The 15,033-nt window shown below is 67.5% G+C and carries 13 protein-coding genes; 4 read left to right on the plus strand and 9 right to left on the minus strand.

The window, feature by feature from the left end:
* Window positions 1–7 precede the first annotated feature (7 nt).
* Both M3U25_RS14710 and M3U25_RS14715 read left to right on the plus strand, forming a co-directional pair.
* Window positions 8–493 (plus strand): DUF2127 domain-containing protein, encoded by a 486-nt coding sequence (locus M3U25_RS14710; RefSeq protein ID WP_184502557.1) that lies wholly within the window; start codon window positions 8–10, stop codon window positions 491–493.
* A 344-nt stretch (window positions 494–837) separates the two neighbouring features.
* On the plus strand, window positions 838–3,003 hold the full coding sequence (locus tag M3U25_RS14715; RefSeq protein WP_355500765.1) for a ricin-type beta-trefoil lectin domain protein: 2,166 nt from the start codon (window positions 838–840) through the stop codon (window positions 3,001–3,003).
* 85 nt (window positions 3,004–3,088) lie between these two features.
* Here M3U25_RS14715 and M3U25_RS14720 read toward each other — a convergent pair whose 3' ends face one another.
* Both M3U25_RS14720 and M3U25_RS14725 read right to left on the minus strand, forming a co-directional pair.
* The gene (locus M3U25_RS14720) at window positions 3,089–4,246 is read right to left on the minus strand and encodes a mechanosensitive ion channel domain-containing protein (RefSeq protein ID WP_355500761.1); all 1,158 of its coding nucleotides are present in this window, start codon (window positions 4,244–4,246) and stop codon (window positions 3,089–3,091) included.
* A gap of 272 nt (window positions 4,247–4,518) precedes the next feature.
* Complete coding sequence (locus M3U25_RS14725) at window positions 4,519–5,913, minus strand: class II 3-deoxy-7-phosphoheptulonate synthase (RefSeq protein WP_242160322.1); 1,395 nt, start codon at window positions 5,911–5,913, stop codon at window positions 4,519–4,521.
* Window positions 5,914–6,113: 200 nt separating this feature from the next.
* Between M3U25_RS14725 and M3U25_RS14730 the strand changes: the two genes are divergently transcribed.
* Window positions 6,114–8,255 carry a TonB-dependent receptor gene (locus M3U25_RS14730; RefSeq protein ID WP_355500757.1) on the plus strand — a complete coding sequence of 714 codons (2,142 nt, stop codon included), beginning with the start codon at window positions 6,114–6,116 and terminating at the stop codon, window positions 8,253–8,255.
* 275 nt (window positions 8,256–8,530) lie between these two features.
* A complete protein-coding gene (locus M3U25_RS14735) occupies window positions 8,531–9,412 on the plus strand; it encodes a dienelactone hydrolase family protein (protein ID WP_355500754.1) in 882 nt (293 codons plus the stop codon).
* 176 nt (window positions 9,413–9,588) lie between these two features.
* Here the strand turns inward: M3U25_RS14735 and M3U25_RS14740 are convergent, their stop codons facing one another.
* From M3U25_RS14740 to secY, 7 genes are all read right to left on the minus strand, one after another.
* On the minus strand, window positions 9,589–10,101 hold the full coding sequence (locus tag M3U25_RS14740; RefSeq protein ID WP_242160319.1) for a disulfide bond formation protein B: 513 nt from the start codon (window positions 10,099–10,101) through the stop codon (window positions 9,589–9,591).
* A gap of 184 nt (window positions 10,102–10,285) precedes the next feature.
* Complete coding sequence (gene rplQ, locus M3U25_RS14745) at window positions 10,286–10,669, minus strand: 50S ribosomal protein L17 (protein ID WP_010340456.1); 384 nt, start codon at window positions 10,667–10,669, stop codon at window positions 10,286–10,288.
* 201 nt (window positions 10,670–10,870) lie between these two features.
* A complete protein-coding gene (gene rpoA / locus M3U25_RS14750; RefSeq protein ID WP_010340455.1) occupies window positions 10,871–11,869 on the minus strand; it encodes a DNA-directed RNA polymerase subunit alpha in 999 nt (332 codons plus the stop codon).
* 50 nt (window positions 11,870–11,919) lie between these two features.
* A complete protein-coding gene (rpsD, locus tag M3U25_RS14755) occupies window positions 11,920–12,549 on the minus strand; it encodes a 30S ribosomal protein S4 (protein ID WP_010340454.1) in 630 nt (209 codons plus the stop codon).
* Between the two features lie 14 nt (window positions 12,550–12,563).
* A complete protein-coding gene (gene rpsK / locus M3U25_RS14760) occupies window positions 12,564–12,956 on the minus strand; it encodes a 30S ribosomal protein S11 (protein WP_003470632.1) in 393 nt (130 codons plus the stop codon).
* A 9-nt stretch (window positions 12,957–12,965) separates the two neighbouring features.
* On the minus strand, window positions 12,966–13,322 hold the full coding sequence (rpsM, locus tag M3U25_RS14765; protein WP_010340453.1) for a 30S ribosomal protein S13: 357 nt from the start codon (window positions 13,320–13,322) through the stop codon (window positions 12,966–12,968).
* Window positions 13,323–13,660: 338 nt separating this feature from the next.
* On the minus strand, window positions 13,661–15,031 hold the full coding sequence (secY, locus tag M3U25_RS14770) for a preprotein translocase subunit SecY (protein ID WP_184502564.1): 1,371 nt from the start codon (window positions 15,029–15,031) through the stop codon (window positions 13,661–13,663).
* Window positions 15,032–15,033: the final 2 nt, after the last annotated feature.

Genomic DNA, 15,033 nt, shown 5'->3' on the forward strand with positions numbered 1-15,033 from the left:
CACGCCCATGGCCGCCGACAAGGCGTACAACCCGGATCCGCACGCGCATCCGGGCCTGCACCTGATCGCACTGCTGGAGGCCGGCAAGGGCCTGCTCGCGGTGCTGGCGGCCACGGGGCTGGAACTGATGGGTCCGGCCCCGCTGCGCGCGGGGGTGGACAAGCTGATCGTGCGCTTCAGCCTGGATCCGGACCACGGTGCCCTGCCCTCGCTGCTGACCATGATCAGCCCCGGCGCGGTGCACCTGGCCGCCGCCGGCATGCTCGCCTACGGCGTGCTGCACCTCATCGAGGCCTGGGGCCTGTGGCGCGCCAAGGCCTGGGCCTCGCTGCTGGGCTGCGTCTCCGCGGCCATCTACCTGCCGTTCGACGTCTACGCGATCGTGCGCCACCCCGGCTGGGCGTCGTGGGCGGTGCTGGCGATCAACCTCGCCGTGGTCGGCATCCTGGCCCGCGACCTGGTGCGGCGCCGGCGGCATCCGCCGGCGGCCTGATCTGCACCGCATCCCTGTCACGGCAGCCTTCACCGTGACGCCCCCAACGCATATCTCCTGATGACCGGCCTCGCACACCACGGGGGTCGGCGGACATGCCGTTGGCGTTCCCCTCCTGATGGACAGGACGCCTAGCCGACACATGTCGGCGAATGAATCTGTGATGTCCTCCACGTGACTTCTGGACGCGCTCCCCGCAACGCGATTTCCCCCCGGCCGCGCAACGTAAATGTCTACAGAATTGTCCGCCAGGGTCGATTCTAACCCTTGACAAGTTCCGGGCGCCCCGGAAAAGCGCGCCATCGATAGATGAATGGCGAAAAATCACCACAGGGGAATAGACGATGCAAATCGCGAGAGCGATGGGTTGGAGCGTGGCAGCGTTACTTTGCACCGGCCTGAGTGCCTGTGGGGGCGCTATCGATCACAGACACAGCGCCACCGCGGACGGCAAGCACGCGTCCGCTGCGGCCACCACTGCGCCGCCAATGGCTGCAGCTCAGCGCGCGTCCCTGTTCGACGCGAAGGACAGCGGCGCCCTGGTCCGCTACACCAGCCGCACCCCGACCGGACACGACGGCGCGTTCGCCCTGTATCCCATCACCCTCAGCGAGGCGCACGCGATCAAGGCCAGCGTCGACGGCACGATGACGGTGCCGACGCCGGACGGGAAGAACCTGCGGATCACCTATCAGAGCCGGCGCGACGCCAGGCGCGGCATCTGGACGTGGGTCGGCCGGGTGGATGGCCAACCGATGGGCAACGAGACGGTCATCAGTTTCGGCAAGGACGCGGTGTTCGGGTCGCTGGGCACCATCGATGGCATGACCTACCAACTCACCACCATCGAGGGCAAGCCCTACATCATGGCGGCCGCCAGCGCCGACCTGCATTCCGCCGGCAGCCGCGCGGACGCGCGGCGCCTGGCCGATGCGGTCATCCAACTGCCTGCGGGCGATACCGCGCAGGGCTATATCGCCGGGTACAGCAGCCTCGCGCAGGTCAACGCACAGGCGGGCAGCACCTCGACCAACACGATCGACGTGCTGCTCGGCTATACGCCGGGCTATCGGGACTACCGCGGCGGTATCACCGCGATCGACACCGTGCTCACCAATCTGGTGGAGACGGCGAACCAATCCTTCGCCAACGCCAACATCAATGTGCGCTATCGCCTGGTCGGGACCGTGCAGGTCGACTACCCGGACAACACACTGAACAACGGTACCCTCGACGAACTCACCGGCGTCAGCCAGGCGACCGCCGCAGCGTTGGTGCCGCTGCATGATGCTCGCGACCGGCTCGGCGCGGATATGGTCGGCCTCGTGCGACGCTTCAACAACGCCCAGCAGAGCTGTGGTGTCGCCTGGCAGTCCGGCGGCACCGATTCGCGTTGGGGATACGCGGTGATCTCCGATGGCGTCGACGGTGGCTACTACTGCACCCGCGGCACCCTCGCCCACGAGTTCGGCCACCTCCTCGGCTCCGGCCACCAGCACGAAACCGGCCAGGAGCCGGGCTTCAATTTCGGCCACCGCAGCGACACCGGCAGCTTCCACACCACGATGGCTTACGCGGTCAATGGACAGAGCGAGATCCTGGTGTATTCGTCGCCGGCGATCAGCACCTGCAACGGCCAAGCCTGCGGCGTGCCGGATCAGGCCGACAATGCCCGCGCCTTCCTCACCACGGTGCCCAATGTCGTCCAGTACCGGCCGACCGTGGTGCCGCTGGACGATTCCAGTTCGCCCGGACAGATCATGGGCCCGTCCGGCAAATGCCTCGATGTCAGGAATGGAGATACCAACGATGGCGCCTCGATGCAGGTCTGGGACTGCAACGGGTTCCGCCAGCAAAAATGGTCGTTCAAGCGCGGCAGCCGTAGCCTGCGCGGCGAGGGCACCGACAAGGTGCTCGACATCAGCGGCGTGAGCCGCGCCAACGGGGCACCGATCCAGCTCTATCAATCGCTGAACACCTCGAACCAGGGCTGGTACTTCACCAATGCCTCGCTCATCGCCAGTGGCGGCAAGGTCCTGGACGTGGTGGCGCTCGGGTCGAACAACGGCGCGCGGCTGCAGCTCTGGGACAATCTTGGCGGCACCAACCAGCGCTGGTCGTACAACCCCTCGACCGGCGAGATCCGGGTCTCGACCGGACGCTGTCTGGACGTCGCCGGTTTCGGCGTCACCGCCGGGACGCCGGTGCAACTCTGGGACTGCAACGGCACCAAGAACCAGCAATGGCAACTCAGCAAGAACGGCTCGATCGTGGGCTACGGCGGCAATTGCCTGGAGGCAGCGACCACTGCCCAAAACGGCGGCGCGCTGCGCATGATGGCGTGCACCGGCACCACCACGCAGGCGTGGCGGATCCGCGGCCAGATCCGCAGCGAGTTGAACGGCAAATGCCTGGACGATTCGGCTGGCGGCATCCGCAATGGCGCCATCGTGCAGATGTGGGAATGCCTGGGCAACGTCAATCAGCTTTGGGAAGTGCAGCCGAACTGACGCGCTCGCCGGCTTGCGAACCGTTGCCGGCACCGCAGCGCGTGCCGGCAACGCGATCTACCGGGGACGGTCGCCGCGGCGCTGCTCAGCCAGCGCCGCGCTGAGCGGGGGGAGCCGCAATCCCCGCTCCATCCTCGGCGCCAGGCGAACGCATCGCCTCCGAGTCGCTGGCGCGTACCGGCGGATGCGACAGCCGTACCGGCTCCGGCGCCACTTCCGCGCGCAGCAGCGGCAGCGCATAAGGATGCTCGCGCACCAGGAAATCCAGCATGCGTTCGCGCACGATGCAGCGCAGGTCGAAGGCATCGCCGGAGTTGCGCGCACTGACCAGCAGGCGCACCTGGATCGTGCGCTCGCTGGTGTCGGTCACCTGGGTCACGCAGACCCGCCCATCCCACAGCGGCTCGCTCTTGCAGATGCGCTCCAGTTCGGCGCGCACCTGCGCGATCGGCGTGCGGTAGTCCAGCCACAGGAACGCGGTACCGAGCAGGTCGGCGCTGCTGCGCGTCCAGTTCTGGAACGGGTTCTCGATGAACCAGGTCAGCGGCACCACCATCCGCCGCTCGTCCCAGATCCGCACCACCACGTAGGAACTGCCGATCTCCTCGATGCGCCCCCACTCGCCTTCAACGATGACCACGTCGTCGAGCCGGATCGGCTGGGTCAGCGCGATCTGCAGGCCAGCGATCAGGTTGCCGAACACCGGCTTGGCGGCGATACCGGCGACCAGGCCGATGATGCCGGCCGAGGCCAGCAAGGTGGTGCCGATCTGCCGCACCGCCGGGAAGGTCAGCAGCACGATCGAGGTGCCGAACAGGATGATCGTGCCCATCGCCACCCGCGCCAGTACCCGGGTCTGGGTCTGCACGCGACGTGCGGTCAGGTTGTCCGCCACCTCGATCGGATGGCTGCGCAGGATCGCCGTTTCCAGCGCCGCCACGCCGCGCACCAGCAGCCAGGTCACGCAGCCGATCATGCCGATGTGCAGCAGGTGCTGCAGGTCGGTCAGCGCCGCCTCGTCCAACGGCGTGGACTCGAGCGCGAAGCTGAGCATCAGCATCGGCAGCAGGAAGGCGACCGGCACGCTGACCACGCGCACGATGCGCGCGCGCCGGTAATCGCGGCCGCGCATGCGCTGGGCGATGCGCAACAGCAGCCACCAGGCCAGGAAACCGAGAATCAGCGCGGCGCCGATCGGCACCGTATAGGCACGCCAGGGCACCCAGTGAAGATCGAGGGTCAAGATGCGCTCCTTTGTCGGGGGGAGGAGTCGCGACAGTCTGGCAGCGCGGGGATTAGCGCGATGTCGAGCGCGCACGAGGTGGCGTTCGGCAACGACAGCCGCAGCCGCGGCGGGCGTTGGCGCGTGCGCACCGGCTCCTGCAAAACGAGTGAGACGGCAGCGCGATGTCGGGCCGCCGTGCGGCAACGTGTGCAGTCGTCAGGGCACCCTACAGCCTGGACACACGCCAGCGCCGACGCGCACGCTGCGCGCCGGCGAACGGCGCCAACCCGCTACGCGAGTGGCGTGGCGACGGTGCGACCGTTCTGCTTGCGCACGATCGCCATCGCGATCTCCAGCGACTGCTCGTAGTTCAGCCGCGGATCCACGCTGGAGCGGTAGGCGCGCTCCAGGTCGCGCTCGGTCAGTTCGCGCGCGCCGCCGGTGCACTCGGTGACGTCCTCGCCGGTCAGCTCCAGATGCACGCCGCCCAGGCGGGTACCGGCCGCGGCGTGGATGTCGAACGACTGCTCCACCTCGCCCAGGACGTTCTGGTAGCGCCGGGTCTTGTAGCCGTTGCTGGTGCTCTCGGTGTTGCCGTGCATCGCATCGCACACCCACAGCACGCGGCGGCCGTCGCGCTTCACCGCCTCCAGCAGCGGCGGCAGCTTCTCGGCGATCTGCGCAGCACCCATGCGGTGGATGAAGGTCAGCCGGCCCGGCTCGTCTTCCGGATTGAGCACGTCGATCAGGCGCAGCAACTGGTCCGGCTGCGCCGACGGGCCGACCTTGATCGCGATCGGATTGCGGATGCCGCGGAAATACTCCACGTGCGCGCCGTCCAGCGCCGCGGTGCGCATGCCAATCCACGGATAGTGCGTACTGAGGTTGAACCAGCCCCACTGCCGCGGCACCTCGCGGGTCAGTGCTTCCTCGTAGGGCAGCAGCAAGGCCTCGTGCGAGGTGTAGAAATCGACCCGGTTGAGGTTGTACAGCTGCGCGCCGGACAGGGTCTCCATGAAGCGCACCGCATCGCCGATCGAGGCCACCATCTTCTGGTAGTCCTCGGCCAGCGGCGAATAGCCGACCCAGCTCAGGTTCCAGTACTCGGGATGGTGCAGGTCGGCGAAGCCGCCGTCGATCAGCGCACGCACGAAGTTCATGGTCATCGCCGAACGCGAGTGCGCGGTGATCATGCGCCGCGGATCCGGCACCCGCGCCTGCGCGGTGAATTCCGGGCCGTTGACCACGTCGCCGCGGTAGCTGGGCAGGGTCACGCCGTCGCGGGTCTCGGTGTCGGCCGAGCGCGGCTTGGCGTATTGCCCGGCATAGCGACCGACCCGCACCACCGGCAGGCGCAGGCCGTGCACCAGCACCAGGCTCATCTGCAGCAGCACCTTGAGCCGGTTGGAAATGGTGCCGGATTCGCAATCGCTGAAGTTCTCCGCGCAATCGCCGCCTTGCAGCAGGAAGCGCTTGCCTTCCTGCGCCTCGGCCAGCTGCTTCTTCAGCGCGAAGATTTCCCAGGAGGTGACCAGCGGCGGCAGGTGCCGCAGTTCCGCCAGCGTGGCCTCCAGCGCCTGCGGATCCGGATACACCGGCATCTGCAGCGCCGGCCGCTCGCGCCAACTGGCAGGCGACCAGGACGACGAGGCGGATTCGGACACGGCGGCGGCAGACAGATTCATGAAAGGACTCCTTGGCAGTGTGTGATGTTCGCAGAGCCGGAGCGCGCCGCATAGCGTCGCACGCCGGTCACGCTGGCAGCGCCGCGACATGAATGGCAAGCAACCCCGCGACGCCACCATGACTTCCGGCCTACGCCGGCATTTTTGCGAAAGCACACTGTTATTAAGTAACAATTCCTCTCCCTTCGGTCCGCCTCGCCATGACACGTCGCCCACTCTCCTCCGCCATCGCCCTGGTCCTGCTGGTCGCCCCGGGTCTCGCCCTCGCCGCAGACGCCGCCACCGACAGCACCGCTGCCACCGAACCGACCGTCGATCTCGATCCGGTCACCGTCACCGCCAAGCTGGAAGCCGCGCGCAACGCGCTGTCGCCTGACATCGGCAGCAGCCAGTACGCGATCAGCGCCGAGGACATCGCCCGCCTGCCGCTGGGCGCCTCCACCCCGCTCAATCAGGTGCTGCTGCAGGCGCCGGGCGTGGTCCAGGATTCCTACGGCGGCATCCACGTGCGCGGCGACCACGCCAACCTGCAGTACCGCATCAACGGCGTGATGATCCCCGAGTCCATTTCCGGCTTCGGCCAGACCCTGGACCCGCGCACGATCAAGAACATCCGCCTGCTCGACGGCGCGCTGCCGGCGCAGTTCGGCGACCGCACCGCGGCGGTGGTCGACATCACCACCAAGAACGGCGTGGAACTGGGCAACGGCGGCAGCGTCGGCATCACCGGCGGCTCCTACGGCACGCTCAACCCCAACGCCTCGTGGTGGGGCAGCGACGGCCGCTTCAGCTGGTTCGCCAGCGGCAACTACCTGCAGAACCGCATCGGCATGGAGAACCCGACCGACAGCGACAACCCGATCCACGACAAGACCCACCAGGGCAAGGGCTTCGCCGACCTCAGCTACCTGCTGAACGAAAATACCCGGCTCAGCCTGCTGGTCGGCTACGCCAACAACCGCTTCCAGATCCCCAACAATCCGGGGCAGACCCCGGCATTCACCTACCAGGGCATCAGCACCTTCGATTCCTCCCAGCTCGACGAGAACCAGCGCGAGAACACCCGCTTCGGCACCCTGGTGCTGCAGGGCGCACTCGGCGAGACCAGCTACCAGTTGTCGGCCGGCCAGCGTTACAGCAGCGTCGCGTTCTCCCCGGACATCGCCGGCGACCTGATCTTCAACGGCATCGCCTCGCAGGTGCAGCGCGCCAACCGCGCCAGCACCCTGCAGGCCGACTTCTCCACGCCGTGGGGCGGCACGCATACCTTGCGCTACGGTGTGTACGGCAACTTCGAACACGCCAACGCCAGCAACAACGCCTACGTGTTCCCGGCCAACGACGACGGCAGCCAGAGCAGCGACGTGCCGCTGTTCATCCCCGACGCCAGCCGCTTCCACGCCAGCACCTACGCGGTGTACCTGCAGGACGAATGGCAGCCGAGCGACGCCTGGACCATCAACTACGGCGTGCGCGGCGACCGCTACAAGGCCTTCGGCACCACCGAGGGCCAGCTCAGCCCGCGCCTGGGCGTGGTCTGGCATGCCAGCGACAGCACCACCCTGCACGCCGGCTACGCCCGCTACTTCACCCCGCCGGCCACCGAACTGATCTCCACCAGCGACATCGCCCTGTACGACGGCACCACCAACCAGCAGTCGGCAGCAGGCGGCCCGACCAAGCCGCTGAGCGAGCGCAGCGACTACTACGACCTGGGCATCTCGCAGATGGTCGGCGACCACCTGACCCTGGGCCTGGACACCTACTACCGCAAGGCCGACCGCCTGCAGGACGAAGGCCAGTTCGGCGCCGCCTACGTCTATTCCACCTTCAACTACCGCTACGGCCGCATCCGCGGCGCCGAGTTCAGCGCCGACTACAGCAACGGCCCGATCAACGCCTACTTCAACGCGGCCTACAGCAAGGCCATGGGCAAGCGGGTGATGACCAGCCTGTACAACTTCGACCCGGATGCGCTGGCCTACGCCTACGACCACTGGATCCACCTGGACCACGACCAGAAGCTGACCTCCTCCGGCGGCATCAACTACGCCCTGGCCGACGACAGCCGCATCGGCGCCGACTACCTGTTCGGCAGCGGCCTGCGCACCGATGCCGACGGCGTGCCCAACGGCGGCGAGCTGCCGGCGTACTTCCAGCTCAACCTCAGCGCCGGTCACGACTTCGCCCTGGCCAGCAGCCACCCGCTGCACGCGCAGCTGGCGGTGCTCAACGTGCTCGACCGCCACTACCAGTTGCGCGACGGCGGCGGCATCGGCGTGTTCGCGCCGCAGTGGGCGCCGCGCCGTGGCGTCTACCTGAGCCTGCAGCAGGACTTCTGAGCAAAGCCGCGGCGATGGCCTGCGGCGCACGGTCGTGCGCTGCAGGCGTGGTGGCAGAGCAGCGGCAACACGCCGCCCGGCCCGCCACGGCAGTACGCCGCGATCGCAGGACGCGACGGGTCCGGCGCTTGCCGCGCCCCGTCCGGCATTGCAGAAGCCGCGTGCCGCGTCGTGGCCGTGGCCTCGCCCAGCGAAGGCAGGCCCGCGACGGCCTGCCGATCGCAACGGACCGCCACGACGCCTTGCCGCGCATCCGTCCAGGCCCGGTCCCGCCCATGCTGAAACACCTGTTCGCCGCCTTCGCGGCCGCCGTCCTCACCCTCGCCGCACCGTCGTTGGCGCACGCCGCACGCGTCACGGACTTCCGGATGCCAGTGGTCGTGCAAGGCGTCGACTACGACCTGGCCGCACGCGTGTATCGTCCCGCCGGCCCCGGTCCGTTCCCGCTGATCGTCATCCACCACGGCACGCCTGCAGACAAGCGCAAGCTCGCCGACACCCGCCTCGGCTTCGCCCGCGCCGCACGCTGGTTCGCCGCCCACGGCGACATGGTGGTGGTGGCGCTGCGGCCCGGCTACGGCAACTCCAGCGGCCGCTATCTGGAAGGCGCCGGCAACTGCCACGACGTCGATTTCGTCGTCGCCGGGCGCAAGATCGCCGCGGCGGAGGCGGCGATCGTCGAGGCCGCCGCCCGCCTTCCCGGCGTCGACCCGCAGCGCATCGTCGTGGTCGGCCAATCCGCCGGCGGGCTCGGCGCGGTGGCGCTGGCCGATGCGCCGCCACCCGGTGTGCGCGGCGTCATCAGCTTCGCCGGCGGGCGCGGCAGCAACGGCAAGGAGGTCATCTGCGCCGGCGAGGATCGCCTGATCGAGGCGGAGAAGACCCTGGGCGCGGCCAACACGCTGCCGCAGCTATGGCTGTACGCCGAGAACGATCACTTCTTCCGGCACGAACTGGCGCACCGCATGTATACGGCCTACCGCGCCGGCTCGACGCCGCCGGTCGCCTTCGTCGATCTGCCGCCGTTCGGCGACGATGGCCACAAGACCTTCGCCCAGGCCGATCCCTCGGTATGGGCCAGGCCGGTGGCGGCGTTCCTCGCCCAGGTCCTGTCGCCGGCCGCAGGCTCGCCAGCGCCGGCCAGCGCGTCGCGCTGACGCAGGCCCGCATCGCGCGATCAGCGATGGGGCCGGCGCCCGGACCGGATGGAAACCGTGGGTGCGCGGTGGTGGGCACGGACGGCGCCGGCGCTGCCGCAGCCGCGGCCCAGCGGCGCCGCCAGGCGCGGTCAGGCGCGGTCAGGCCGAGCGATCCGCGCGCAACAGGGGCACGCTCAGATCAGCGTGCGCCGGCGGCTCTTGAAGCCGGCATAGAGCGCGAACACGGCCAGCAGCACGAAGCAGATCAGGCACCACATCGGCATCGACAGGCCGAGGAAGCGCCAGTCGATGTTGCCGCAATCGCCGGTGCCGGTCAGCACCCGGCGCAGCACCTCGAACGGCCCCATGGTCTCGCGCAGGAAGCTCAGCGGCGGGCCGCAGGACGCCATCGGATCCGGGAACAGCTGCACCGAGACGTGCTTGGTGGAGATGCCCGCGCCCACGAGCGCGGCCAGGAACGCCAGCACGCCGTAGAGCTTGCGCCCGCCGGCGCTGCGCGGCCCGTGCAGGGCGCCAAGCAGGAACAGCACACCCAGCGCGGCGAACGCGATGCGCTGGAAGATGCACAGCGGGCACGGCTCGATGCCCAACTGCAGCTGCACGAAGATCGCATAGCCCAGCAAGCCGGCGCAGATCAGAAAGCCGAGCAGGAACTGCGCGCGGAAACCCCAGCGTAACGGATTCATCGGACTCGGACTCGCAGCGACGATCCGCGCATTATCCGCGATCGTGCGCTCCATCACCATGCGTCATGGCGCTGTTGGACGCCCTCGCCCAAACGGCGACCACGCTCCACCAATCCCCACTCCCCGCCCCAAAAACAAAAAAGCCCGGACATGCCGGGCTTCTTGCTGCTGCGGATGCGGACGATTACTCGGCCACTTCCTCGGCCACGGCCGGGCGGTCGACCAGCTCGACGTACGCCATCGGCGCGTTGTCGCCGGCGCGGAAGCCGCACTTGAGGATGCGCAGGTAGCCACCCGGGCGCGCCTGGTAGCGCGGGCCCAGCGTGGTGAACAGGGTGCCCACGGCTTCCTTGTCGCGCAGGCGCGCAAAGGCCAGGCGGCGGTTGGCGACGTTGTCGACCTTGGCCAGGGTGATCAGCGGCTCGGCGACGCGGCGCAGTTCCTTGGCCTTCGGCAGGGTGGTCTTGATCAGCTCGTGCTTGATCAGCGACGCCGCCATGTTCTTGAACATCGCCTCGCGGTGGGCGCTGGTGCGGCTGAACTTGCGGCCGGATTTCTGGTGACGCATGGATTGGGATTCCTATGGAAGAGTGAAACTGCTGGGGATCGCTGTCGCCGTCCTGGCGTTGAATGTGGACTGCGGATGGTCCGTGCCGGCCGTCCTTGACCGGGCGACGCCGCGGGCTTGGCGACCCGTCGACGTGGTGGTGCGGATGAAGCGGACAACGGCGCGGCCGGTGCCTTGCGGCACCGGCCGGAGACGCAAGAATCAGCCGAGCATGCCGTGCTGGGCGACGCCGGCCGGCGGCCAGTTCTCCAGCTTCATGCCGAGCGACAGGCCGCGCTGGGCCAGCACTTCCTTGATCTCGGTGAGCGACTTCTTGCCCAGGTTCGGGGTCTTGAGCAGCTCCACTTCGGTCTTCTGGATCAGATCGCCGATGTAGTAGATGCTCTCGGCCTTCAGGCAGTTGGCCGACCGCACGGTCAGTTCCAGATCGTCGATCGGACGCAGCAGCACCGGATCCACGCCGTTGCTGGCCGGCTTGGCCGCGCCACGGTCGCGGTGGGTGAAGTCGCCGAACACCGACAGCTGGTCGCTGAGGATGTCGGCGGCGGTGCGCACGGCCTCCTCGGCGTCGATCGTGCCGTTGGTTTCGATGTCCAGGACCAGCTTGTCCAGGTCGGTGCGCTGTTCGACGCGGGCCGACTCGACCGCGTAGGCGACGCGGCGCACCGGCGAGAACGAGGCGTCCAGGACCAGGCGGCCGATGGTACGGGTCTCTTCGTCCGGACGGCGACGCGCGGCGGCCGGCTGGTAGCCGAAGCCACGCTCGATCTTCAGACGCATGTTGATCGCCGTGTCCTTGGTCAGGTGGCAGATCACGTGGTCGTTGTTGAGGATCTCGACGTTGTGGTCGGTCTTGATGTCGGCGGCAGTGACCGTGCCCGGGCCCTGCTTGGACAGCGACAGCGTGGCGCTGTCACCGGTATGCATGCGGATGGCCACGTCCTTGAGGTTCAGCAGGACTTCCAGCACGTCCTCCTGCAGCCCTTCGACCGTGGTGTACTCGTGCAGCACGCCGTCGATCTCGACTTCGGTGATCGCGAAGCCGGGAATCGAGGACAGCAGCACGCGACGCAGGGCGTTGCCCAGCGTATGCCCATACCCGCGCTCCAAGGGCTCGATCACGACCTTGGCGCGGTTGTCGGTAAGGCGTTCGATCTGCGGCCCACGGGGGCGCAGAACCTGGTTGGCGGTAACCGTCATGTTGCGGGTTCTCCTGACGAGCCTCCGTGACCGGAGGCTCTCCGATGTGATTACTTCGAATACAACTCGACGATCAGCGCTTCGTTGATGTCGGCAGGCAGGTCCGCACGGTCCGGCACGGCCTTGAAGATGCCGCTGAACTTCTTCGAATCGACCTCGACCCACGACGGGTTCAGGTCGTGCGTTTCGGCAACGGTCAGCGCTTCCTGCACGCGAAGCTGCTTCTGCGCCTTTTCCGACAGGGCGATCGCGTCGCCGGCCTTGACCTGGTACGAGGCCAGGTTCACCGACTTGCCGTTGACCAGCACGCCACGGTGCGACACCAGCTGGCGCGCGGCCGGACGGGTGACGGCGAAGCCCATGCGGTAGACGACGTTGTCCAGGCGGGTTTCCAGCAGCTGCAGCAGGTTCTCGCCGGTGTTGCCCTTCTTGGTCGAGGCCTTCTTGTAGTAGTTGCGGAACTGACGCTCCAGCAGGCCGTAGATACGCTTGACCTTCTGCTTTTCGCGCAGCTGGGTGGCGTAGTCGGACAGCTTGCCCTTGCGGGCGGTCGCGCCGTGCTGGCCGGGCTTCTGCTCCAGCTTGCACTTGGAGTCCAGCGCACGCGCCGGGCTCTTGAGGGAAAGATCGGCGCCTTCGCGGCGCGCGAGCTTACAGGTAGGACCGATATAACGAGCCATTTCTTATCGCTCCTTTAGACGCGACGCTTCTTCGGCGGACGGCACCCGTTGTGCGGGATCGGCGTCACGTCGATGATGTTGGTGATCTTGTATCCGACGTTGTTCAACGAACGGACGGCGGACTCGCGACCCGGACCCGGGCCCTTGATGCGCACTTCCAGCGACTTCACGCCGTAGTCGAGCGCAGCGCGCCCGGCCTTCTCGGCGGCCACCTGCGCCGCGAACGGCGTGGACTTGCGCGAACCGCGGAAACCGGCGCCACCGGAGGTCGCCCAGGACAACGCATTGCCCTGACGGTCGGTGATGGTCACGATGGTGTTGTTGAACGAAGCGTGGACGTGGGCGACACCGTCGGTGACGACGCGCTTGATCTTCTTCTTGGTCTTTGCTGCTGCGGGCTTAGCCATGTCGGTCCCTTACTTCTTGATCGCCTTGCGCGGACCCTTGCGGGTGCGGGCGTTGGTACGGGTGCGCTGACCGCGCAGGGGCAGGCCACGACGATGACGCAGGCCGCGGTAGCAGCCCAGGTCCATCAGTCGCTTGATGGCGATGCCGATTTCGCGACGCAGGTCGCCTTCGACGATGTACTTGCCGACTTCGAGACGCAGGCGCTCGATTTCCGGCTCGGACAGGTCGCGGATCTTGGTGGTCGAGGTCACGCCTGCGGCTTCGCAGACCTTCTTCGAACGGGTACGGCCGATGCCGTAGATGCTTTGCAACCCGACCCAGACGTGCTTCTGGGCTGGCAGGTTGACGCCTGCAATACGCGCCATGACGCGGTTCTCCAACTGAGTGATGGCCCGACGGCGCACCACGGCGCCATCCGGCAGGATGGATCAAAAAGTGAACTTGTAAGTCTAGCAAGGTCTCGGGTTACATGGAAGCCCGCGGAACCTGAGGTTCCGCAAGCCCGGCATGGGGAGTGTGCCCATGCTCCGGCGCCGGACGTCGTTGGCGAGGCGATGGTTCCGCCTTGCCGCCCGCGCTACTCCAGCGCAGGACCACCACGTCTCACCCGCGCACGAGACCGCTGCACGGGCCGCCCTTCAAGTCGGAAGACTGCGCCCGGGAACCGGGGCGTCTTCGCGGAAGGATTCAAACAGTATAGCAATCAACCGCGGGCAAAACCGCCGCCACGCGAGCCACCCTTGAGGTTGGCCTTTTTCAGCAGGCTTTCGTACTGGTGCGACATCAGGTGCGCCTGGATCTGCGCGATGAAGTCCATCACCACCACGACCGCGATCAGCAGCGAGGTGCCGCCGAAGTGGAACGAGGTGCCGAGCTGGGCACGCATCACTTCCGGCAGCAGACACACGATCACCAGGTACACCGAGCCGGCCGCGGTCAGGCGGGTCAGCACGCCGTCGACATAGTCGGCGGTGGCCTTGCCCGGACGGATACCCGGAATCAGCGCGCCGGACTTCTTGAGGTTGTCAGCGGTTTCCTGCGAGTTGAACACCAGCGCCGTGTAGAAGAACGCGAAGCCGATGATCAGCGCGGCGAACACGATCATGTGCACCGGCTCGCCGGGACCGAGCGCATTGGCGATGCGCTGCAGCACGCTGCCGAAGGTGCTGTTGGACGCAGCCTGGCCGGACCACATCGACAGCGTCGCGGGGAAGGCGAGGATGCTCGAGGCGAAGATCGGCGGGATCACGCCGGCCATGTTGAGCTTCAGCGGCAGGAACGAGGTCTGGTTCATGTACGCATTGCGACCGCCCTGGCGGCGTGCGTAGTTCACCGTGATCCGCCGCTGCCCGCGCTCGACGAACACCACGAACAGGGTGAAGGCGAGGATCGTCAACACGATCAGCAGCAGCGAGATGAAGCTCATGTTGCCGTCGCGGTAGGACTCCACGGTCTGGATCGCCGCCGCCGGCAGGCCGGCGACGATGCCGGCGAAGATGATCAGCGAGACGCCGTTGCCGATGCCGCGCTCGGTCACCTGCTCGCCGACCCACATCAGGAAGATGGTGCCGGCGGTCAACGCGATCACCGCGGTGAGCACGAAGCCCATGCCGGGAGCGTAGACGACCGGCGCGCCGCCCGGTGCAGTCTGGTTCTGCAGCGCCAGGGCGATGCTGCCGCCCTGCACTACCGCCAGCAGCACCGCGCCGATGCGCGAATACTGGGTGATCTTGCGCCGACCCGACTCGCCTTCCTTCTGCATCGCCTTCAGCGACGGGAAGATGTGCGTGGCCAGCTGGATCACGATCGATGCCGAGATGTACGGCATCACGTTCAGCGCGAAGATGCTGAAACGGTGCAGGGCGCCGCCCGAGAACATGTTGAACATGTCCACGATGCCGCCGCCCTGCGCCTGCATCAGCGCAAGCATGGCTTCGGGATTGACGCCCGGCACCGGCACGTAGCAGCCGATGCGGTAGACGATCAATGCGCCGAGAACGAACAACAGGCGCTGGCGAAGTTCCGTGAACTTGCCGAGCCCGCCGCCGAGGTTACCCATGCCAGCCTGCGCCATCT

Origin of the sequence: Xanthomonas sp. PPL134 (assembly GCF_040595915.1) — a bacterium.
Taxonomy (GTDB): domain Bacteria; phylum Pseudomonadota; class Gammaproteobacteria; order Xanthomonadales; family Xanthomonadaceae; genus Xanthomonas_A; species Xanthomonas_A indica.